This is a genomic window from Paracoccus sp. SCSIO 75233 (assembly GCF_027912675.1).
Taxonomy (GTDB): Bacteria; Pseudomonadota; Alphaproteobacteria; order Rhodobacterales; family Rhodobacteraceae; genus Paracoccus.
The window spans coordinates 1,427,667-1,450,224 of sequence record NZ_CP115757.1 but is presented as its reverse complement, the minus strand read 5'-3'; the positions used below and the strand labels follow the sequence as shown (position 1 = coordinate 1,450,224).

General features: G+C 63.2%; 20 protein-coding genes. 13 read left to right on the top strand and 7 right to left on the bottom strand.

Annotation, left to right across the window (positions count from 1 at the left end; all coding sequences use genetic code 11):
- The first annotated feature begins 3 nt into the window (after positions 1–3).
- The 8 genes from PAF12_RS06990 (at position 4) to PAF12_RS06955 (ending at position 12,438) form a co-directional block, all read left to right on the top strand.
- The gene (locus PAF12_RS06990; protein WP_271109448.1) at positions 4–1,605 is read left to right on the top strand and encodes a GMC family oxidoreductase; all 1,602 of its coding nucleotides are present in this window, start codon (positions 4–6) and stop codon (positions 1,603–1,605) included.
- Between the two features lie 58 nt (positions 1,606–1,663).
- Positions 1,664–2,662 carry a LacI family DNA-binding transcriptional regulator gene (locus tag PAF12_RS06985; RefSeq protein ID WP_271109447.1) on the top strand — a complete coding sequence of 333 codons (999 nt, stop codon included), beginning with the start codon at positions 1,664–1,666 and terminating at the stop codon, positions 2,660–2,662.
- Positions 2,663–3,919, top strand: a complete 1,257-nt coding sequence (locus tag PAF12_RS06980; RefSeq protein WP_271109446.1) for a glycerate kinase — start codon at positions 2,663–2,665, stop codon at positions 3,917–3,919.
- Between the two features lie 86 nt (positions 3,920–4,005).
- A complete protein-coding gene (gene glpD, locus PAF12_RS06975; RefSeq protein ID WP_271109445.1) occupies positions 4,006–5,547 on the top strand; it encodes a glycerol-3-phosphate dehydrogenase in 1,542 nt (513 codons plus the stop codon).
- A 172-nt stretch (positions 5,548–5,719) separates the two neighbouring features.
- Positions 5,720–7,990, top strand: coding sequence for an NADP-dependent malic enzyme (locus tag PAF12_RS06970; RefSeq protein ID WP_271109443.1), 2,271 nt, complete (start codon positions 5,720–5,722; stop codon positions 7,988–7,990).
- A 167-nt stretch (positions 7,991–8,157) separates the two neighbouring features.
- A complete protein-coding gene (locus PAF12_RS06965) occupies positions 8,158–9,417 on the top strand; it encodes a urate hydroxylase PuuD (RefSeq protein WP_271109442.1) in 1,260 nt (419 codons plus the stop codon).
- A gap of 175 nt (positions 9,418–9,592) precedes the next feature.
- Positions 9,593–11,053, top strand: a complete 1,461-nt coding sequence (locus PAF12_RS06960; protein ID WP_271109441.1) for a mannose-1-phosphate guanylyltransferase/mannose-6-phosphate isomerase — start codon at positions 9,593–9,595, stop codon at positions 11,051–11,053.
- On the top strand, positions 11,053–12,438 hold the full coding sequence (locus PAF12_RS06955) for a phosphomannomutase (RefSeq protein ID WP_271109440.1): 1,386 nt from the start codon (positions 11,053–11,055) through the stop codon (positions 12,436–12,438). The genes PAF12_RS06960 and PAF12_RS06955 overlap by 1 nt, the downstream gene beginning before the upstream one ends.
- A gap of 17 nt (positions 12,439–12,455) precedes the next feature.
- Here PAF12_RS06955 and PAF12_RS06950 read toward each other — a convergent pair whose 3' ends face one another.
- The 7 genes from PAF12_RS06950 to PAF12_RS06920 are packed head-to-tail and all read right to left on the bottom strand — an operon-like array spanning position 12,456 to position 17,321.
- Positions 12,456–12,815: a hypothetical protein gene (locus PAF12_RS06950; RefSeq protein ID WP_271109439.1), complete on the bottom strand. Its 360-nt coding sequence runs from the start codon at positions 12,813–12,815 to the stop codon at positions 12,456–12,458.
- Positions 12,812–13,198 (bottom strand): response regulator, encoded by a 387-nt coding sequence (locus tag PAF12_RS06945; RefSeq protein ID WP_271109438.1) that lies wholly within the window; start codon positions 13,196–13,198, stop codon positions 12,812–12,814. The genes PAF12_RS06950 and PAF12_RS06945 overlap by 4 nt, the downstream gene beginning before the upstream one ends.
- Positions 13,199–13,216: 18 nt before the next feature.
- A complete protein-coding gene (locus PAF12_RS06940) occupies positions 13,217–14,062 on the bottom strand; it encodes a protein-glutamate O-methyltransferase CheR (protein WP_271109437.1) in 846 nt (281 codons plus the stop codon).
- Positions 14,059–14,526 carry a chemotaxis protein CheW gene (locus PAF12_RS06935; RefSeq protein ID WP_271109436.1) on the bottom strand — a complete coding sequence of 156 codons (468 nt, stop codon included), beginning with the start codon at positions 14,524–14,526 and terminating at the stop codon, positions 14,059–14,061. Before PAF12_RS06935 ends, PAF12_RS06940 begins: the two co-directional genes overlap by 4 nt.
- Positions 14,527–14,530: 4 nt before the next feature.
- Positions 14,531–16,672, bottom strand: coding sequence for a chemotaxis protein CheA (locus tag PAF12_RS06930; RefSeq protein ID WP_271109435.1), 2,142 nt, complete (start codon positions 16,670–16,672; stop codon positions 14,531–14,533).
- 11 nt (positions 16,673–16,683) lie between these two features.
- A complete protein-coding gene (locus PAF12_RS06925) occupies positions 16,684–17,049 on the bottom strand; it encodes a response regulator (RefSeq protein ID WP_271109434.1) in 366 nt (121 codons plus the stop codon).
- The gene (locus tag PAF12_RS06920; RefSeq protein WP_271109433.1) at positions 17,046–17,321 is read right to left on the bottom strand and encodes an STAS domain-containing protein; all 276 of its coding nucleotides are present in this window, start codon (positions 17,319–17,321) and stop codon (positions 17,046–17,048) included. The genes PAF12_RS06925 and PAF12_RS06920 overlap by 4 nt, the downstream gene beginning before the upstream one ends.
- Before the next feature lie 352 nt (positions 17,322–17,673).
- Here PAF12_RS06920 and rpsB point away from each other — a divergent pair, with 352 nt between their 5' ends.
- The 5 genes from rpsB (at position 17,674) to ihfB (ending at position 22,532) form a co-directional block, all read left to right on the top strand.
- Positions 17,674–18,471, top strand: a complete 798-nt coding sequence (rpsB, locus tag PAF12_RS06915) for a 30S ribosomal protein S2 (RefSeq protein WP_271109432.1) — start codon at positions 17,674–17,676, stop codon at positions 18,469–18,471.
- A 71-nt stretch (positions 18,472–18,542) separates the two neighbouring features.
- On the top strand, positions 18,543–19,421 hold the full coding sequence (tsf, locus tag PAF12_RS06910; RefSeq protein WP_271109430.1) for a translation elongation factor Ts: 879 nt from the start codon (positions 18,543–18,545) through the stop codon (positions 19,419–19,421).
- Between the two features lie 107 nt (positions 19,422–19,528).
- Positions 19,529–20,113, top strand: coding sequence for a d(CMP) kinase (locus PAF12_RS06905; RefSeq protein WP_271109665.1), 585 nt, complete (start codon positions 19,529–19,531; stop codon positions 20,111–20,113).
- A 261-nt stretch (positions 20,114–20,374) separates the two neighbouring features.
- Positions 20,375–22,054 (top strand): 30S ribosomal protein S1, encoded by a 1,680-nt coding sequence (rpsA, locus tag PAF12_RS06900; RefSeq protein WP_271109428.1) that lies wholly within the window; start codon positions 20,375–20,377, stop codon positions 22,052–22,054.
- A gap of 178 nt (positions 22,055–22,232) precedes the next feature.
- Positions 22,233–22,532 (top strand): integration host factor subunit beta, encoded by a 300-nt coding sequence (ihfB, locus tag PAF12_RS06895; RefSeq protein WP_271109427.1) that lies wholly within the window; start codon positions 22,233–22,235, stop codon positions 22,530–22,532.
- Positions 22,533–22,558 lie beyond the last annotated feature (26 nt).

Below are 22,558 nucleotides of genomic sequence, written 5' to 3'. Positions count from 1 at the left end.
GATATGGCCGAGGCATATGATTTCATCATCGTCGGTGGCGGCACCGCGGGCTGTGTGCTCGCCAACCGGCTGAGCGAAAACCCCGATGCAAGCGTGCTGCTGATCGAGGCGGGGCCGCGTCCGCGCCACCCGTTCTACGCCATGCCCGCCGGTTTCGCGAAGATGACCAAAGGCATCGGAAGCTGGGGCTGGTCCACTGTCCCGCAGAAACACATGATGGACCGCGTGATCCGCTTCACCCAGGCCCGCGTGCTGGGCGGCGGGTCGAGCGTGAATGCCCAGATCTATACCCGTGGCAATGCGCTTGATTATGACGAGTGGCGGCAGATGGGCTGCGAGGGCTGGTCTTACGAGGACGTGCTGCCCTATTTCCGCAAATCCGAGGATAACGATAGTTATAACAACGAATATCACGGACAGGGCGGCCCGCTTGGCGTGTCGAAACCCGCCGCGCCGCTGCCGATCTGCGAGGCGTATTTCAAGGCCGCCGGTCAGATTGGCATTCCCTTCAACGAGGACATGACCGGGGCCGAACAGGCGGGCGTGGGTTATTACCAGCTCACCCAGAAACATGCCCGCCGCAGCTCAACCTCGGTCGCGTTTCTCGATCCGGCGCGGAGCCGTCCGAACCTGACCGTCATGTCAGGCGCGCAGGTCTTGGGGATCGCGGTCGAACAGGGCCGTGCGACCGCCGTGCGGGTCGATGACGGCAATGGCGCGCGGCGGATCGAGGCGGGGGCGGAGGTGATCCTCTCCTCCGGTGCCATCGGCTCGCCGCGTCTCTTGATGCTCTCGGGGATCGGGCCTGCGGATCACCTGCGCGAGGTCGGCGTGGATGTGGTCTTCGATCAGCCGGAAATCGGTGCCAATCTTCAGGACCATATCGACCTGTTCACCATCTGGGAATGCACCGGCCCGCATACCTATGACCGCTACGCCAAGCCGCATTGGTCCGTCCTTGCCGGTCTGCAATATATCCTGACCCGCAAGGGGCCGGTCGCCTCAAGCCTGTTTGAAACCGGCGGGTTCTGGTATCTGGAAGAGGGCGCCCGCTCGCCCGATGTGCAGTTCCATCTGGGGCTGGGATCGGGGATCGAGGCCGGGGTTGCGGCGATGCCGGACGGCGGCGTGACGCTGAACTCCGCCTATCTCCGGCCCCGCTCACGCGGAACGGTCAGGCTGGCCAGCAACGACCCCAAGGCCGCGCCGCTGATCGATCCGAATTACTGGGCCGACCCGCATGACCGCGAGATGTCGATCCGTGGCCTGAAGCTGATACAGGAGATCATGTCGCAGGAGGCGCTGAAACCCTTCGTCAAGCGCGAGGTGCTGCCGGGGCCGGAGGTGCGGACGGAGCAGGAATATTTCGAACATGCCTGCGCCAATGCCAAGACCGACCACCACCCGGCAGGCACCTGCCGGATGGGCGCGGATGACGGCGCGGTCGTGGATACGCGTCTGCGCTTTAACGGAATTGAGGGCTTGCGCATTGTCGATGCGTCGATCATGCCAAGGCTGGTATCGTCCAACACCAATGCGCCGACCATCATGATTGCCGAAAAAGCCGCCGATATGATCCGCGCCGATCACGGGGAAACCCGGTGATCCGCCGTCCTGCTCGCGCCATCGTCCGCGCCGGTTGCCCGGTGCGGCCTGTCGCGGGATGAAGCGGCGGCCAACCATTCTTGATGTCGCACAGGCGGCAGGTGTGTCGAAATCCACCGTTTCGCTGGTGCTGCAAGGCAGCGATCTGGTGCGCGAGGAAACCGCCACCAGCGTGCGCGAGACGATGGCGCGGCTCGGCTATGTCTATAATCGGGCGGCGGCCAATCTGCGCTCTGCCTCCACTGGGCTGATCGGGCTGGTCATCAACGATCTGCGCAACCCGTTCTTTACCGAATTTGCCACCACGATGCAGATGCGCATGGCAGAACAGGGATACGCCACCGTCATCGGCAATTCGGACGAGGATCCGGCGCGTCAGGGGCAACTGGTCCGGTCGATGATCGAACACGGTGTCGCCGGTCTGGTGATCTCTCCCGCTTTCGGCGATCCCGGGCAGGTCGTGGACCAGATCAAGGCAGCGGGCATTCCGGCGATGCAGGTGCTGCGCCAACTGGAAGGGGCGGAGGCACAGCTGCCTTTCGCCTCCTTCGACTATGCCGCTGGCGGGGCGGAGGCAACGCGGCATCTTCTGGAACAGTGTTGCCGGAAGATCATCTTTCTGGGCGGTCTTGCGGGTCGCCCGATCACGGCAGAGCGCGCTTCGGGCTATATTGCCGAGATGCAGGCGGCAGGGCTGGAGCCGGTCTGTATGGAAGGCCCGGCCACACGGCTGCACGGCAGCGAGGCGGCGTCCAGCCTTCCCGATGACACCGAGGCGGTCCTGTGCTTCAATGACCTCGTTGCCCTTGGTCTGCTGAACGGGCTGGCGCGGGCCGGCAGACATGTGGGGAAGGATATCCGTCTGGTCGGGTTCGATAATATTCAGGAATGTAATGAGGTCTATCCCGCCCTCAGCTCCGTCAGTTGCGACATCGCGCAATTCGGGCATGATATGGCGGGACGTCTGCTCAACTGGCTGAATGCGGGTGAGCGGCCACCAATGGAAACCCGCGCCCCGGTCGCCCTGATCGCGCGCGCATCGAGCCTGGGGGGATAAATGGGCGAGGCTGAATTTCTGCGGGCGATGTTCGACCGCGCGGTCGCGGTTGCCGACCCGATGCGTTTCATTGCTGTGAACCTGCCCGAGAAGCCGACAGGTCGGCTGCTCGTTGTCGGTGCCGGGAAAGCATCGGCACGGATGGCGGAGGCGGTCGAGGCCGAATGGGGTCCGTGCGAGGGGCTTGTGATCACACGCTACGGCTACGGTCGCCCCACCCAGGGGATCGAGATTGTCGAGGCGGCGCATCCGGTGCCCGATCAGGCCGGTGTGGAGGCGACGACGCGGATGCTCAACCTGCTGGACGGGCTGGGCGCGGATGATCTGGTGGTGATGCTGATCTCCGGCGGTGCCTCGGCGCTCTTATGCGCGCCTGCGGGCGCGATGACGCTGGAGGAGAAACAGGCGGTCAATGCGGCGCTTCTGTCATCCGGCGCGCCGATTGGGGATATGAACGTCCTGCGCAAACATCTCAGCCGGGTGAAGGGCGGTCAGCTTGCGGCAGCGGCGGCACCGGCGCGGGTGGTGGCGCTGATGATTTCCGACGTGCCGGGGGACGATCCGGGGACCATCGGGTCCGGGCCGACGGTCGGAGATGGCTCGACCACTCAGGACGCCCGGGCGATTGTCGACCGCTGGAAAATCGCGCTGCCCGAGACGGCACGGCAGGTTCTCGGCGGTCGGACGGGGGTTGTCCCAAAGGGCGATGAACTTCTGTCCCGCGTCGAAAACCGGGTCGTCGCGGCCCCGGCGCAATCTCTCGCAGCGGCGGCGGATCTCGCGCGGGAGGCGGGGTATGCCTGCGTCATCATCGGTGACGATCTGGATGGTGAGGCACGGGAGGTGGCGGCGAAACATGCCGCCCTTGCCCTGACCATGCAGGCAGACATGACCGCCGGGGACGACCCCGTCATTGTCCTGTCCGGCGGCGAGTTGACCGTCACCCGGCGCGGCGACGGGGTCGGGGGCCCGAACGCGGAATATGCGCTGGCCCTTGCGGCGGCGCTCGACGCTGCGCCCGGCATCCATGCGATTGCCTGCGACACGGACGGCGTCGATGGCGCGGCGGAGGTGGCGGGGGCGATCATCTCGCCCGATACACTCGCCCGCGCCAGGGCCGCCGGTCTCGACCCGGCGGAGGCTTTGGCGAAGAACGATGCGCACAGCTTTTTCGCAGCCCTCGGTGATCAGGTCGTCACCGGCCCGACGCTGACCAATGTGAATGATTTCAGGGCGATTATCATCCATCCCGCTTAGCGCCGTATCCCTGTCACTTGTCCGCCCCGACCGCTTTGACATTCGCCGGTGAATCGCGTTCCTTGCTGCCAGAAACGGAGGCGCGCATGTCAGACCCGGTCGATCTGTTCATCATTGGCGGCGGCATAAATGGCTGCGGGATCGCGCGTGATGCGGCGGGGCGCGGCCTGTCGGTGCGGCTGGCGGAAAAGGACGATCTGGCGCAGGCGACGTCGTCGCGCTCAACCAAGCTGTTTCACGGCGGGTTGCGCTATCTGGAATATTTCGAGTTCCGGCTGGTGCGTGAGGCGCTGCACGAACGCGAAATCCTTCTGCGTGCCATGCCGCATATCAGCTGGCCGATGCGCTTTGTGCTGCCGGTGCTGCCGGATATGCGCTTCGATTCCGACACCCCGACCTCGCGCCTGCTGGGGTTGGTGATGCCGTGGATGAAGGGGCGCAGGCCCGCGTGGCTGATCCGGCTGGGGCTGTTCATCTACGATCATCTGGGCGGGCGTCAGATCCTGCCCAAGACCCGCAAGCTGGATCTCTCCACCGATCCGGCAGGTGCGCCGCTGAAATCAGGCGCGCGACTGGCCTATGAATATTCGGATTGCTGGGTGCAGGATGCAAGGCTGGTGGTGCTGAATGCCCGCGACGCGGCGGCGCGCGGTGCGGATATCCGCACCCGGACGCGGGTCGAATCGGCAATCCGTGACGGCGATCTGTGGCGGATCGAGACGGTTACGGCGGCGGGGCAGCGTGAGACCCACAGCGCCCGCGCATTGGTCAACGCGGCAGGGCCGTGGGTCGGGCAGGTCATCGAGGCGATCACCAGCCTCGACAGTACCGAGCGGGTGCGGCTGGTTCGCGGCAGTCATATCGTCGTGCCGCGCATCGCCGGTCATGACCGCTGCTATTTCTTCCAGGGCCCGGACGGGCGCATTATCTTCGCTATTCCCTATGAGCAGGAATTCACCCTGATCGGCACGACCGATGCCGAACATGACGGCTCGCCACAGGATCCCGAAATCACGGCAGAGGAAATCCGGTATCTCTGCGATTTCGCCAGCCGCTATTTCGCCGATCCGGTTCGGCCCGAGGATATAGTCTGGAGCTATGCTGGCGTGCGCTCGCTCTATGATGACGGGGCGAAATCCGCGACGGCGGCGACGCGCGATTATGTGCTGTCGCTCGATGAGGATGGCCCGCCCGCGCTCAATGTCTTTGGTGGCAAGATCACCACCTATCGGCGTCTGGCCGAAAGCGCGCTTAAGAAACTCGCGCCGCATTTCCCCGATGCCTCCAGCGCGTGGACGGCGGGCGCTCCGTTGCCCGGCGGCGATTTTCCGGTCGATGGCGCCGATAAGCTGATTGCAGAACTGCGCGCGGCGCACGGATTCGGCGCGATGCAGGCTGAACGGTTGATCCGGGCCTACGGGACCGAGGCCGCGACGATCTTTGCGGACGGGCCGGGCGCAGATCTCGGCGGCGGGCTGACCGAGGCGGAGCTGAACTGGCTGACCTCCCGCGAATGGGCGCAGACCGCCGAGGACGTCATCTGGCGGCGCAGCAAGCTGGGGCTGAAGATGAGCGGCGCGGATATCGCCGCACTTCGCGACAGGCTGGGGCAGGGCGCGGAAGCGTGACGCCGCGCCTGTCCCCGTGATCGCGATACGCATGGTTTGACCGCAAGACGGTGGCGAAGATTGCGAAATCTGGGCCGGTTTCGCAAGATTCCTGAAACCTGATTGCAAATCCCGACCAAATCATGCGCAATCCGAGTCAGAGACGACTTGCAAGGATGAGGGAGGACCGTTCATGCCCGACGACATCACCAATGACCGCCGTCAGGAGGCGCTCGACTACCACGAGTTTCCGAAACCGGGAAAGCTGGAGATTCGCGCGACCAAGCCGATGGATACCGGGCGCGACCTGTCCAACGCCTATTCGCCCGGCGTGGCCGAAGCCTGTCTTGAGATCGAGAAAAACCCGCTCGACGCGATGCGCTATACGGCGAAAAGCAACCTCGTCGCTGTGATCTCGAACGGGACGGCGGTTCTGGGGCTTGGCAATATCGGCGCACAGGCCTCGAAGCCGGTGATGGAGGGCAAGGCGGTTCTGTTCAAGAAATTCGCCGGTGTGGATTGTTTTGATATCGAGGTGGACGAGACCGATCCCGAAAAGCTGGCGGAAATCGTCTGCAAGCTGGAACCGACCTTCGGCGCGGTCAATCTGGAGGATATCAAGGCCCCCGATTGCTTCCTCGTCGAACGTATCTGCCGCGAGAAGATGAATATCCCGGTTTTCCACGACGACCAGCACGGCACCGCCATTGTCGCGGCGGCGGCGGCGACCAATGCGATGCGGCTGTCGAAGAAGAAATTCGAGGACATCAAGGTCGTGGCGCTTGGTGCCGGGGCGGCAGGGATCGCCTGTCTGAAAATGCTGATGGTGATGGGGGTGCAGAAGCAGCATATCACCATGCTCGACAGCAAGGGCGTGGTGCATACGCAGCGCAACGACCTGAACCCGGAAAAGCAGGAATTCGCGCGCGACACCGAAATGCGCAGCACGATGGAGGCAATGGAGGGCGCCGATCTGTTCCTCGGCGTCTCCGGCCCCGGTCTGCTGACTGCAGAGATGGTGGCGAAGATGGCCGATAACCCGATCATCTTCGCGCTTGCCAACCCCACACCCGAGATCATGCCGGAGGAGGCGCGAAAGGCCGCCCCGAACGCGCTGATCGCCACCGGACGCAGCGATTACCCCAATCAGGTGAATAATGTGCTGTGCTTCCCCTTCATCTTCCGTGGCGCGCTCGATGTCGGGGCGACGACGATCAATGACGAGATGAAAGTCGCCTGTGTCGAGGCGATTGCGGCACTCGCGCGCGAGACGACATCTGCCGAGGTCGGGCAGGCCTATCGCGGCGAAACGCTGACCTTCGGGCCGGAATATCTGATCCCGAAACCCTTCGATCCGCGCCTGCTGCCGAAAATCGCCACCGCCGTCGCCAAAGCCGCCATTGAATCCGGCGTCGCCACGCGTGAGCTGGATCTGGACGATTACAGCCGCCGCCTGAATGGCCGCGTCTATCGCAGCTACAATATCATGCGCCGCGTGTTCGAGGCCGATCACGTCGTCAATCGTCGTCTGGTGTTTTCGGAAGGGGAGGATGAACGCATCCTGCATACCGCGCGCCAACTGGTTGAGGAGGGGTATGACACGCCGATCCTCATCGGTCGCCCCGAGGTGATGAAACAACGGCTGGAACGTGAGGGGATCCGGCTCGATCTCGATGCGCTGGAGATCATCAATCCCGAAAGCGATGCGCGTTACCGCGATTACTGGACCGCCTATCACCAACTCATGCGGCGGCGTGGCGTGACGCCCGATCTGGCCCGCGCCATCATCCGCACCAACACCACGGCGATTGCGGCGATGATGGTGCATCTGGGCGATGCCGACAGCATGATCTGCGGCACGTTCGGCGAATATCGCTGGCATCTGCGCTATGTGAGCGAAATCCTCGCCCGTGGCGGCGCGCATCCGGTCGGCGCGCTGTCGCTGATCATTCTGGACCGGGGACCGCTTTTCCTTGCCGACACGCAGGTCCATCTGGACCCGGAGCCAAGCCAGATCGCGGAGGCCGTCATCGGTGCCGCCCGCCATATCCGCAGATTCGGGGTGGAGCCGAAAATCGCGCTCTGCTCCGCCTCGCAATTCGGCAATCTGGACACCCAGACCAGCCGGAACATGCGTGCGGCGATGGACATCCTCGATTCGATGGAACTCGATTTCGAATATGAGGGGGAGATGACGGCGGATGTGGCGCTCGATCCCGAATTGCGCGAGCGGCTTTATCCCGAGGGGCGGCTGACAGGCCGCGCCAATGGGCTGGTTTACGCCAATGCCGAAATCGCCAACGCCGCGCGCAATATGCTGCGCTCCGTCGCGGGCGGGCTGGAGGTCGGGCCGATCCTGATGGGGATGGAGAACCGCGCCCATATCGTCACGCCGGGCATTACCGTACGCGGGCTGATGAATATCTCGGCCCTCGCTGGCAGCAATGTCTCCAGCTACGGCTGAGCAATATGTGGCTTTCCGGTGTCCGTTTTTGGTCGGGGACACCGGAAACTCCGTATCCGTCGCAAAACTATTCTGCGGCTTTGTTTGAAGCTTCTTGGGAAAAATCGGCGTTATCTTCACCGGGCGGCATCGGTTAGCCTGACAGGAACGAGCCGGAGGAGAGCCTTATGACCGAATTTGCCATCATCTGGGATTGGATCGGCTTTGCCGTCCGCTGGACGCATGTGATCACGGCGATTGCGTGGATCGGGTCCAGCTTCTATTTCATCGCCCTCGACCTTGGCCTGCGCAAGGTGCCGCATCTGCCCGCCGGCGCGCATGGCGAGGAATGGCAGGTTCATGGCGGGGGGTTTTACCATATCCAGAAATATCTGGTCGCGCCGGATAATATGCCGGACCACCTCATCTGGTTCAAATGGGAAAGCTATTCGACCTGGCTGTCCGGGGCCGCGCTGCTGATGATCGTCTACTGGGTCGGGGGGGAGCTGTATCTGATCGACCCGGCAAAGGCTGAACTGGCGCTGTGGCAAGGCATCCTGATCTCTGCCGCGTCGCTGTCGATCGGCTGGCTGGTCTATGACCGGCTGTGCAAATCCGGGCTGGGGGAGCGGCCGACGCTGCTGATGCTGCTGCTCTTCGTGCTGCTGGTGGCTATGGGCTACGGCTATAACCAGATCTTCACCGGCCGCGCGACCATGCTGCATCTGGGCGCGTTCACCGCGACGATCATGACGGCGAATGTGTTCTTCATCATTATGCCGAACCAGCGGATCGTCGTGAAAGACCTGCAGGAAGGCCGCAAGCCCGATCCGAAATACGGCAAGATCGCCAAGCTGCGTTCCACCCATAACAACTACCTGACGCTGCCGGTCGTGTTCCTGATGCTGTCGAACCACTACCCGCTGGCCTTCGCGACTGAATTCAACTGGCTGATCGCCGCGCTGATCTTCCTGATGGGCGTCACCATCCGGCATTTCTTCAACACCATGCACGCCACGGGCAGCATGAAATGGTGGACCTGGGCGGCGACGGCGGTCCTGTTCATCTGCGTGATGTGGCTGTCGACCGCGCCGCTCTGGCAGTCGAGCTACGAGGAATCTGAGGCGCAGGTCCTGTCGCCCATGCAGCAGAAATTTGCCGATGCGGCGGGGTTTGACGATGTCATGTCCATCGTGCCCGGCCGCTGCGCCATGTGCCACGCGCGCGAGCCGGGATATGAGGGCATTCGCCGCGCGCCGAAGCATGTGTTGCTGGAAACCCCCGACGATGTGACCCGCGCCGCGCGGCAGATCTATCTTCAGGCCGGGCTGACCCACGCCATGCCGCCCGCCAATGTCAGCTATATGGAGCCGGAGGAGCGTCAGGCGATTGTCGACTGGTATCGCGAGGCGACCGGCGAAGACCCTGTGCAACTGGCACGGAACTGACGCCGTTCCTGCCGCCGGGGTTTCCTCCCCGGCGGAGGATCGCGGGCCAATTGTCCGTTAACCACCGAAACATTGCCTATTTGGTCCGGGCCGCGTAGTGACACGGGTGCGATGCGTTCGCGCCCGAAGGCGCAACTTAAACGCGATCTGAAGCTGAGCTGAAAGACCGGACGATATGGCGACTGATCCTGCCCGACTCTATCCCGTTATCCTCTGCGGCGGTTCCGGCACCCGGCTCTGGCCGTTGTCGCGCAAATCCTACCCGAAGCAATTCGTGCAGCTTCTGGGTGAAGAAACCCTGTTCCAGCAGGCGGCGCTGCGCTTTGCGCCCGATCAGGACGGCAGCGGCTTTCAGGCCCCGGTCGTCGTCACCGGCTCGGATTTCCGCTTCGTCGTGACGGAGCAACTGGCGGCGGTCGGCGTCGATCCCGGTGCCGTGCTGATCGAGCCGGAGCCGCGCAATACCGCCCCCGCCGTCCTTGCCGCCGCCCTCTACCTGAACGCGCGCGATCCCGATGCGGTGATGCTGATAGCCCCCTCCGATCACGCCATTCCCGACGCTGCGGCCTTCCGGGATGCGGTCGGTTCTGGGCTTTCCGCCGTGCAGGCGGGCAAGATCGTGACCTTCGGGATCACCCCCGACCGGCCCGAAACCGGATATGGCTATCTCGAACTCGGTGCAGCACCTGCGGATGCGGGCGCGGTCGATCTGATCCGCTTCGTCGAAAAACCACAGGCCGAGCGCGCCGCCGAGATGCTCGCCTCCGGCAACTTTCTGTGGAATGCCGGAATATTCCTCGCCCGCGCTGCCGATATGGTCGAGGCATTCAGCCGCCATGCCGCCGATGTCACTGGCCCCGTCGCCGCAGCGCTGCAACACGCGACCGTCGATCTCGGCTTCCTGCGCCTCGCGCCGGAGCATTACGCGCAAGCGCCCTCGATCTCCGTCGATTACGCGGTGATGGAAAAGGCGGAAAACCTCGCCGTGGTGCCGTTCTCCGCCGGTTGGTCCGATCTCGGCGGCTGGGATGCGGTCTGGCGCGAGATGGGGCCGGATGCGGCAGGCGTCGCCCTGTCAGGCCCGGCAGAGGCCATTGACTGCCGCGACACGCTTTTGCGCGCCGAATCCGAAAAACAGGTGCTGGTCGGGATCGGGTTGGACAACATCATTGCAGTGGCGATGCCGGATGCGGTTCTGGTCGCGCCGAAGGACCGCGCGCAGGATGTGCGTAAGGCGGTCGATCTGCTGAAATCGCGCCAGCAGCCGCAGGCCGAGACCTTGCCGCGCGATTACCGGCCCTGGGGCTGGTATGAAACGCTCGTGCTGGGATCGCGCTTTCAGGTCAAGCGCATCGTCGTCAATCCAGGCGCGGCGCTGAGCCTGCAAAGCCATCATCACCGCGCCGAACACTGGATCGTCGTCGAAGGCACGGCCAAGGTGACCGTCGATGACGAGGTGCGGCTGGTCAGTGAAAACCAATCCGTATATGTCCCGCTCGGCTCGGTTCACCGGATGGAAAACCCCGGCAAGCTGCCGATGGTGCTGATCGAGGTCCAGACCGGCAGTTATCTGGGCGAGGACGACATCGTCCGCTACGACGACATCTATGCACGCGGGCAGGGGGCCAAGGGCTGATGACCGGACTAAGCTGTTTCAAGGCCTACGACATTCGTGGCCGTCTGGGTGAAAATCTGGATGCGGGTATCGCATACCGCATTGGCCGCGGCTTTGCGCGGGCTCTGTATGCACGGGTCGTGGTGCTGGGCCGGGACAATCGCGCCTCCAGCGAGGAACTGGCCGATGCCGTCGCCCGTGCGCTGAGCGACGAAGGCGTGGAGGTGTTCGATCTCGGCCTCTGCGGCACGGAAGAGATGTATTATGCCGTTACCCATTTTGGGGCCGATGGCGGGATCGAGGTCACCGCGTCCCATAACCCGATGGATTATAACGGCATGAAAATGGTCCGCGCCGGGTCTGCGCCCCTTGGCAGCGAGTCCGGCCTGCTGGCGATCCGCGATCTGGCGGAGGCGGATGATTTCGGCGCGCCGCGTCCGGGCGGCACGCGCCGGGATGTCGCCGCAGAGGCGCGGGCGGCCTATGTCGCGCGGGTGATGCAGTTCGTCCATGTCCCGGCGCTGAAGCCGCTGAAAATCGTGGTCAATTGCGGCAATGGCACGGCTGGCCCGACCTTCGACGCGATTGCCGATGCGCTGCTGACGGCGGGCGCGCCGCTGGAATTCATCCGCATCCATCACCAGCCCGATGGCAGTTTCCCGAACGGCATTCCGAACCCGCTTCTGCCGGAAAACCAGCCTGTCACGGCCAATGCCGTGCGCGATCACAACGCCGATCTCGGCATTGCCTTCGACGGCGATTTCGACCGCTGTTTCTTCTTCGACGAAACCGGCGCCTTCGTGGATGGCGAATATATGGTCGGACTGCTCGCCGCCGCCTTTCTGGCCCGCGAACCCGGCGCGAAGATCGTCCATGATCCGCGCGTCGTCTGGAACACCCGCGACATTGTCGAGGCTGGGGGCGGCACCGCGATCCAGTCGCGCACCGGGCATGCGTTCCTCAAGGCGGCGCTGCGCGAACATGGCGCGGTCTATGGCGGCGAAATGTCGGCGCATCACTATTTCCGCGATTTCGTCTGTTGCGACAGCGGCATGATCCCGTGGCTTCTGGTCATCGAACTGATCGGGCGCTCCGGGCAAAGCCTGTCCGCGCTGATTGCCGAGAGACGGTCGGAGTTTCCGTCATCTGGCGAGATCAACTTCGTCGTGCTCGACCCCGATCTCGCCCGCGCACGGGTGGAGGCCGCCTTCGTCGCCGACGCCAAGGGGCGCGATGACACGGACGGGCTGTCGCTGGATATGGGCGCGTGGCGGTTCAACCTGCGGACCTCGAATACCGAACCCGTGCTGCGCCTGAACGCGGAATCGCGCGGCGACCGCGTCTTGCTGGAGCGGCAGGTGACAAAGCTGAAAGCCCTTATCGATGAGGGCGAGGTGGTCAGCTGACCGGACGGCGGCGCGGATCAGAAAATCTCGATCTGCCCGCCCTTGCCGTGATCCGTGCTGCCCGAACTCAGCGTCTGCGCGACGTGGCGCAATCTGAGATGGTGCAGAATTTCCTGCCACCCCATGACACGCCCCTGTATTTCCGAGCCGGCCGCAAGACCAAGTGCGACGGCCAGATCGTCCAGAATCTGCGTCATCCGATCCAGCGACTGCAGCAGCGCGACATCCGCCGCGACACCGCGATGACGCTGCTCCGCCTCCATCACGGCGGCCAGATGCAATTGCAGTTTGTGGGCGTCTGCCGCACCGGCCCGCAATATCTGCGCCGCATTGCGCAGCAGATCACCGACCGGCAGATGATCCGGCGCGTCGCTCATAACCGCCCGACCACGGCTTCAAGACAGGCGCGCAGATCGGGGGCGCCGAAGGGTTTCTTGATGAAATTATTCATGCCGAGCGCCTTGCCGCTGTCGACGATCTCCTTATCCGCCTTGCCGGTGATGAGGATGAAGCCGATCCCCTTGGTTTTCGCATTGCCGCGAAGCGCGCGAAGCAGTTCGATCCCGTCCATCCCCGGCATATTGTAATCCGACAGCACCAGATGCACCGGCTTTGCCGCCAGCAGGCCGATTGCATCGGCACCGCTGGCAGCGTGGTGAATATTGGCGATGCCCATCGATTCCAGCGCCTGAACGATCAGCGCCCGGCTGGTCGACATGTCATCGACCACGAGGATCTGGATTTGGTCTTTGAGGCTCATTTTGTTTCCCTCGCGCGTTCAGTCGGGTTTGCGGTAGGCGGTCAGACCGCTGGGCTGAAGATAGTCGTGCTGGATCACCGGCACCCGCTCCGAATGGCCGATCAGCAGCCAGCCGCCGGGCCTCAGATGCAGGCTCAGCTTGCGCCACAGCCGGTCCTGCGCCGACTGATCGAAATAGATCGCGACATTGCGGCAGAAGATCACATGAAAATGCTGGGTGAGCGACCATTCGGACACCAGATTCAGTTGCTGAAACGTCACAAGGCGCGAGACCCTGCGCGAGATCCTCAGCATATGCTCATCTGTCTGCCCGGCAACCGGGGTGAAATGCCGCGACAGGCAGCCCGTTCCGACCCCGGAAAGTTCGCCCGGCCTGAAAATCCCCTGCTTCGCCTTGTCGATGATCGTGGCGTCGATATCCGTGGCCAGTATCTTCACCTTCGCGGCAAGCTCTGGCCGCGCATCCAGGATCGTCATGGCAATCGAATAGGGTTCCTGCCCGCTGCTGCATCCCGCCGACCAGATGTGGATCCCGTCGCTGTCATCGGTGATCGACGGCAGAATGGTCTCGGTCAGCAGGTCGAAATGATGCGCCTCACGGAAGAACGAGGTGAAATTCGTCGTCAGCGAGGAAATGAACCGATTCCGCTCCGCCCGCCCCGACGGGCCGTTCAGCAGGTCCAGATATTGCGACATGGCAGAGAACCCAAGCGCCTGCATCCGCTTTTGCAGCCGCGCCCGGATCATGCTGTGCTTTTCCGGGCCGATGACGATGCCAGAACAGGCATGGATGATCCGCCGCAATTCCCTGAACTCCCGGTCGCTCATCGACCAGCCCATCTCAATCGGCATGGCGAGGCTCATGCGACATCCCGCGTCTCCCGGGTCACGATATGATCCAGATCCAGCAGCCGGATCAGCTTGTCCCCGACCAGCAGCAGCGACCGGATGAATGCGGTTCCTTCCGAAGGCCCGATCTCCGGCGGGGTCTGCATCTCCGCGGGCGACACGGTCAGGATGTCGGAGACTGCGTCGACCAGCAGGCCAGCCGGGTTGCCGTCAAGGCTGACGACGATGATGACATTGCGGTCAGCGGGCTCGATCGCGCGCATCCCCAGCCGTGCGGACAGGTCCACCACCGGCAGCACCGTGCCGCGCAGATTGATCACACCCTTGATATGCGGCGGCGCAAAGGGCAGGGGTGTCGCCACCGTCCAGCCCCGTATCTCCCGCACCGACATGATGTCGACGCAATATTCCTGATCCTGCACCCGGAAGGACAGCAGTTCCAGATCATGCTCGGCGGCTTCGTCTGCGTTCTTGATCATTATCTTATCCAACTGCTTTCAGATCCTGTGAAGAAGATGCGCTGCCCGACCGGACCAGATCCGCCGGATCGAGGATCAGCGCGATTTGACCGTCGCCAAGGATGGTCGCGGCGGCGACGCCGGGAATATTGCCGTAGCTCTGCCCCAGCCCTTTGATGACGACCTGACGCTGTTCCATGATCGCATCCACGATCAGCGCCGCGCGGCGTCCGTCATCCTCGGCAATCAGCAGCACGATCCCTTGATCCGCCCCCGGATCGGCACCGCCGCGCCCGGCGCGGAAGCCGAGCCGCTGGCCGAGATCCAGAAGCGGCACGAACTCGCCCCGGATCTGCATCATCTCACCCCCGGCGGCGATGCGCTGAATGGTGGCGTCGCGCAGCTTTGCCGTCTCGATAATCGCGGAAAGCGGCACAACCAGCGTCTGCCCGGCAGCCTGCACGACCATCCCGTCCAGCACTGCCAGCGTCAGCGGCAGCGAGATCGAGAATTTCGTGCCGACCCTGGGCGCGCTGGTGATCGAAACCCGCCCGCCAAGCCCGGTGATCGCGCTTTTGACGACATCCATGCCGACACCCCGGCCCGACAGCGACGACACCTGATCCGCCGTCGAAAATCCGGGCAGGAACAGCAGATTGTCGATCTCCGCATCGCTCAGCTGCGCTGTTTCCGCCACCAGCCCTTTGCGGACGGCAATATCGCGCACCTTGCCGCGATTGATCCCGGCCCCGTCATCCTCCAGCTCGATCATGACCCGACCCGCGCGATGGCTGGCCGACAGCGTAATGACCCCCTCGGCGGGTTTGCCGCAATCGCGGCGGATCTGCGGCGTTTCCAGCCCGTGATCGACGGCATTGCGGATCATATGGGTCAGCGGCTCGGCTAGCCCCTCGATCACGGTCTTGTCGACCTCGGTATATTCGCCCTCGGTCCGCAGCCTGACCTGCTTGCCGACGCTCAGAGAGGCTTCGCGGACGATCCGTCCCATGCGCTGAAACAGTGATTTGACCGGCTGGGCGCGGATCATCATGACGCTTTCCTGAATATCCCGCGTCAGGCTCATGAAGGATTCCAGCCCGGCCAGAACCTCCGGGTGATGACCGATCCCGGCCTCGTCGACGCTCTGCGCCAGCATGGCCTGATTGATGACCAGCTCGCCCACAAGGTTGACCAGCCGGTCGATCTTCTCCAGATCGACGCGCACCGTCGCAGAGGGAATATTCGGCTTGGCGCTTGACGCGCTGGCGGGCTTGTCCGCCGGAAGGGGAGAAATCGGTGTGACATTCTCCGGCAGCGTTTCTGGGGGCGCTGCGCCGCCCGATGAAGCGGCGGCGTTTTCCTGACGCGCCTCGACAGGCGACGGCGCAGCGGCCAACGCCGCGCGTTCCCCGGCCCATGCCGTTTGCGAAATCTCCAGATCGCAGACATCCGCGACGAAATCGAAAACCTGCTCGATATCCGCTCGCGTCACATCGCCCATCAGCGTCACCGTCCACGACAGCAGCGGCGTTTCCGCGTTCTCCCCGGTCGGGGCGGGCAGATCCGCCGGGATCTCGCATGTGACTTGCACCTCGCCCAAATGCGACAGGCTGCGCAGGATCAGCAGGGTTTCGTTGCCGCTGGCATAAAGCCCCGCCTGTGGGGTGAAGCGAAGCTGCCAGACGGGTTCCTCCGGTTCCGGCGCGGCCTCCGTCTCTCCGAAATCCAGCACCAATCCGGCGGGGCTGAACTCCAATTCGTCCTCCGCCGCACCAGCCTGATCGCCCAGCAACGCCTCAAGCCGGACCAGAACTTCCTCCGCCCCCTCCGGTGCGGCCTCATCATCCCGTGCGGCGCGGACATGGTCCTGCAGCATATCCGCCGCCTGAAACAGCAGCTTGACCGCGTCCGGCGTCACCTCCAGCCTGCCGGCGCGCAGCTCATCCATGACGGTTTCATAGCGATGCGCGAAACCCACCAGCGCATCCAGCCCGAACGCACCGGCGCCGCCCTTGATCGAATGGACGGCGCGAAACACCACATTCACCGTCTCGGTATTGCCGGTGCCGTCATCCAGCGCGATCAGCGCATCCTGAAGGCTCTCCAGCAATTCCTCGCATTCCACAAAGAACGAAGCTCGGATTTCTGCCATCGGATCATTGCTCATCAGACACCCCCTTACCCGGTCACCATATGAAGCGCGGCGACCAGCTTTTGCGGGTCGAACGGTTTCACGATCCAGCCTGTGGCCCCGGCATTGCGCGCCCGCGCCTTCATCTCCGGCGCGCTTTCAGTGGTCAGCATCAGAATCGGCGTCGCGCGCAGCCGGTCGATCCGGCGCACCGCCTCGATGAAGGCGAACCCGTCCATGCGCGGCATATTCACATCAGAGATGATCGCATCGGGCTGCAACGTCTCCAGCGTTTCCAACCCGTCCAGCCCGTCTTCGGCAGTGGTGATCTCCATCCCGGCGCTGACGAGCGATATGCGCAGCATGTCGCGCATGGTGCGGCTGTCATCGACCGCAAGCACGCTGAGGCTCATCCGTCTTCTCCGTCGATCAGCTGGCCGGGGCGGATGCCGAACTGCGTCAGGGCCGCCGTGAAATCCTCCGAAGGGTTCACGATCCGAAATTGTCGTCCCGTCGACTGCGCCTTCTGCCGGGCCGCAAGCAGCACCTGCAGGCATAACCCGCCCAGCAGACGCACTTCGGAGGCATCCAGCGTCACATCGCCCGTCATGGCGGCGATGTCCCGCGACAGCGGTTTTGCGGCGGAAATATCCAGCCGGTCGGGCAGTTTGAGAACGCAGGTCATGGCAATCCGGCGCCCTGACGCCTGATCTGGCAAGAATGCCGCATATGAGAATCCCTCCACTCGGTCTGTTTCAGCAGTTTTATCCGGGCCGGGTTAAGCTTCGGTTGATCGCGGATCGGAAACCCCCGCCCGCCTTCCGCTGAGGGGCGGAAAACTATATAAAATTTGAATGATCGCCGCGTTCTGGCCCGCCCGCTGCGACCGGGGCTTGCCAAACCGCCGGGGATCGCCTAAATGCCACCCCACTTCACAGGCAGAGGCGGGCCTTCCGGGGAGACATCCCGGTCTGGTCCACCGGTTGGGGGCGACCCTGAAATCCTCTGCCAAGGCGCAAACCGGAAAGGAAATGGACATGGCGCTTCCCGATTTCTCCATGCGTCAGCTGCTTGAAGCTGGCGTTCACTACGGTCACCAGACGCAACGCTGGAACCCGCGGATGTCGCAATACATCTATGGCGACCGCAACGGCATTCACATTCTCGACCTGACGCAGACCGTTCCGATGCTGGATCAGGCGCTGCAAGTCGTCCGCGACACCGTCGCCAAGGGCGGCCGGGTTCTGTTCGTCGGCACCAAGCGTCAGGCGCAGAAGCCGATCGCGGATGCGGCGGAACGCTCGGCGCAGTTCTACATGAATCACCGCTGGCTCGGCGGTACGCTGACCAACTGGAAAACCGTTTCGCAGTCGATCAGCCGCCTGAAAACCATCGATGAGACGATGGAGCAGGGCGCCGAAGGCCTGACCAAGAAAGAGCGTCTCCAGCTTGAGCGTGAACAGGCCAAGCTTCAGGCCTCGCTGGGCGGGATCCGCGAAATGGGCGGCCTGCCGGATCTGCTGTTCATCGTTGACGTGAACAAGGAAGACCTCGCCATCGCGGAAGCCAGGAAACTCGGCATCCCGGTCGTGGCCGTGGTCGACACCAACTGCTCGCCCGAGGGTGTGGATTACGTCATCCCGGGCAATGACGACGCAGCCCGTGCCATCGCGCTTTACTGCGATCTGGCAAGCCGCGCGGCACTTGACGGCATGTCGGCTCAGATGGGCGCGGCTGGCGTCGATATCGGCGCATTGGCCGAAGCCCCGGAAGAAGAGCTGGAAACCGAAGAAACCGCAGCGGCTGAAACTGTTGCCGCTGAATCGGACGCCTGACGCCTACGCGTTACGGAACTGTTACCGGGCGGGGCTATGTCCCGTCCGATCTTCATAGAAGGAGAAGCCACATGGCGATTACCGCTCAGATGGTGAAAGAGCTGCGCGAAACCACCGGCGCAGGCATGATGGACGCCAAGAAGGCGCTGACCGAAAATGACGGCGACATGGAAGCCGCCGTTGACTGGCTGCGCACCAAAGGTCTGGCGAAAGCCGCCAAGAAAGCCGACCGCATCGCCGCGGAAGGTCTGGTCGCGGTTGCTGTCGAGGGTGGCAAGGGCGTCGCGGTCGAGGTGAACTCGGAAACCGACTTCGTGGCGAAAAACGAAGAATTCCAGAAGATGGTCGCCGGTATCGCGCAGACCGCTCTGGGCGTCGATTCGACCGAGGCGCTGCGTGACGCGCAGCTGAACGGCAAGCCGGTCAGCGAAGTCGTGACCGATGCCGTCGCCAAGATCGGCGAGAAGATGGATCTGCGCCGTATGGCTGCGGTCGAGGGCGAAAGCGTGGTTTCCTATGTCCACAACGCCGCCGCGCCGGACATGGGCAAGATCGGCGTTCTGGTTGCGCTGAAGGGCAACAACCCCGAAATCGGCAAGCAGATCGCGATGCATATCGCCGCGACCAACCCGGCCTCGCTGTCGGAAGCCGATCTCGACCCGGCGCTGGTTGAGCGTGAGAAATCGGTCCTGACCGAGCAGGCGCGCGAATCCGGCAAGCCGGAAAACATCATCGAGAACATGATCAAGGGCCGCATGGCCAAGTTCTTCGAGGAAGTGACCCTGCTGGGCCAGAAATTCGTCGTGAACCCCGATGTGACCGTGGCGCAGGCTGCGAAGGATGGCGGCGTCGAAGTCCTCTCCTTCGTGCGCATGGGCGTCGGTGAAGGCATCGAGAAGAAAGAGGAAGATTTCGCGGCAGAGGTCGCCAAGACCCTCGGCGGAAACTGATCCCGTTTCATAGCTTCAGAACGCCGGTCCCATGACGGGGCCGGCGTTTTGCGTTGCGCATCATGCCTTTCCCGTGGCAGACCCGCCGAAAGCCACATGAGGTCGATATGCCGTTCACGATTGCCATCGACGGGCCCGCAGCGTCCGGCAAGGGCACCATCGCCCGCGCATTGGCGCGGCGCTACGGCTTTCATCACCTCGACACGGGGCTTCTGTATCGGGCGGTCGGGGCAAAAGGTGGCGATGCGGTTGCTGTGGCCCGCTCGCTTGTGCCGGCGGATCTGGAGCGCCCCGATCTGCGCAGCAACGAGGCCGGGCAGGCGGCCAGCCGGGTGGCAGCGATCCCCGAGGTCCGGCAGGCTCTGGTGGAGTTTCAGCGCCGCTTCGCCGTGCAGGAGCCGGGCGCGGTGCTGGACGGGCGCGACATCGGCACGGTGATCTGCCCCGATGCCCGGCTCAAGCTTTATGTCATCGCCTCTGATGCGGTCCGGGCGCGGCGGCGTGCGGCGGAAATCGGGGCCGACCCGGCGGAGACGCTGGCCGCATTGCGCGAACGCGACGCCCGCGATTCATCGCGCCAGACCGCCCCTTTGCTGGCGGCGGAGGATGCGATCACGCTCGACACCACCGACATGACGATTGACGAGGCCGTGGCGATTGCCGTGGCCGAGGTCGAGGCGCGGCGCGGCTGATCCGGCGAAACCCCGGCCAAACCCCGGCGAAACCCTGCCGAAACCCGTGTTTTCCTGCCTGAAACGCAGGTTACGGGGTTGTGATTGCCGCGATCTGTGCGTATATGCGCGGCCAAGTCGTTCGGATGACATGGCCAGAACAGGCCGATTTTGACCGGGTCGGGCCATTGCCTCGACCCTTTGTCGTTCCGAAAGGCCTCATAAAGACCGGCGGAGCCAACCGTCAGGCCAGTTAATCAATGTAAAGGAAAACGAAAGCTTATGGCTGAACGCGCAAGCATGGAAGACTTCGAGGCGATGCTCAATGAGAGCCTCGACATCGACACCCCGAACGAGGGGTCTGTCGTTAAAGGCAAGGTTATTGCCATTGAGGCCGGACAGGCCATCATCGACGTTGGCTACAAAATGGAAGGCCGCGTCGAGCTGAAAGAATTCTCCAATCCCGGCGAGGACGCCAATCTGAGCGTCGGCGACGAGGTCGAAGTTTATCTGGACCGCGTCGAGAACGCCCGCGGCGAAGCCTCGATCAGCCGCGAGAAAGCCCGCCGTGAAGAGGCGTGGGACCGTCTCGAAAAAGCCTATGCTGCGGAAGAGCGCGTCGATGGCGCCATCTTCGGTCGCGTCAAGGGCGGCTTCACCGTCGATCTGGGCGGTGCCGTGGCCTTCCTGCCCGGCTCTCAGGTCGATGTCCGCCCGGTGCGCGACGCTGGCCCGCTGATGGGTCTGAAACAGCCCTTCCAGATCCTGAAAATGGACCGCCGCCGTGGCAATATCGTCGTCTCGCGCCGCGCCATTCTGGAAGAAAGCCGTGCCGAACAGCGTGCGGAAGTCATCTCCAACCTCACCGAAGGCCAGACGGTTGACGGCGTGGTCAAGAACATCACCGAATACGGTGCCTTCGTCGATCTCGGCGGCGTTGACGGCCTGCTGCATGTCACCGACATGGCCTGGCGCCGGGTCAACCACCCGTCGGAAATCCTGTCGATTGGTGAAACCGTCAAGGTTCAGGTCATCAAGATCAACCGCGACAGCCACCGCATCAGCCTTGGCATGAAGCAGCTTCAGGCCGATCCGTGGGATTCGGTCGGCGAGAAATTCCCGATCGGCTCCGTCCATCAGGGCCGCGTGACCAACATCACCGATTACGGTGCGTTCGTCGAACTGGAAGCGGGCATCGAAGGTCTGGTCCACGTCTCCGAAATGAGCTGGACCAAGAAGAACGTCCATCCCGGCAAGATCGTCTCGACCTCTCAGGAAGTCGACGTCATGGTGCTGGAAATCGACGAAGCCAAGCGCCGCGTCAGCCTTGGTCTCAAGCAGACCATGCGCAACCCGTGGGAAGTCTTCGCCGAAACCCACCCGGCCGGCACCCAGATCGAGGGCGAGGTCAAGAACATCACCGAATTCGGTCTGTTCGTCGGTCTCGACGGCGAAATCGACGGCATGGTTCACCTGTCCGACATTTCCTGGGATGCCCGTGGCGAGGACGCCATTCAGGACTTCCGCAAGGGCGATGTCGTGAAAGCTGTCGTTCAGGAAGTCGATATCGAGAAAGAGCGTATCTCGCTGTCGATCAAGGCGCTTGAAAACGAAGCCATGGCCGAAGCCGTAGAAGGCGTGAAGCGTGGCGACGTCATCACCGTCGAAGTGACCGCGATCGAAGATGGCGGGATCGAGGTCGAATATAACGGCGCGAAATCCTTCATCCGCCGGTCCGATCTGGCCCGCGACCGTCAGGACCAGCGTCCGGAGCGCTTCGGCGTGGGCGACAAGGTCGACGTGCGCGTCACCAATGTCGACGCCAAGTCGCGCCGTCTGGGCCTGTCGATCAAGGCCCGCGAGATCGCGGAAGAGAAAGAAGCCGTCGAACAATATGGCAGCTCCGATTCCGGTGCCTCGCTCGGCGATATTCTGGGCGCCGCGCTCAAGAGCCGCGAATAAGGCCGACAGGCGGTATTTTCCGCCGCTTTACACACTGAAAGAGGTCCCCGCAGATTGGCGGGGGCTTCTTTTTTTGACATATGGGGCAAATTATGGCTATTTTTCTGCAACCAAATGAATACTTTCGCGTTTCTGACTTACAAGTGTTGCGAGTTTGTAATGGGCTCGCTTGCGGTTAATGTACGGGGGAAGAATGATTCGTTCAGAGCTTATTCAGAAAATCGCGGAAGAGAATCCGCATCTCGTTCAACGGGACGTGGACAGGATTGTCTCGACCATTTTTGACGAAATCATCGACGCGATGGCGCGTGGCGAGCGTGTGGAGCTGCGCGGTTTTGGCGCGTTTTCCGTCAAGCGGCGCGATGCGCGGGTTGGCAGAAACCCCCGCACGGGCGAATCCGTGCCGGTCGAGGAAAAGCATGTCCCGTTCTTCAAGACCGGCAAGCTGCTGCGTGACAGGTTGAATGACGACGCGTGATCTGGCACATGCTGTAACCAGCTGAT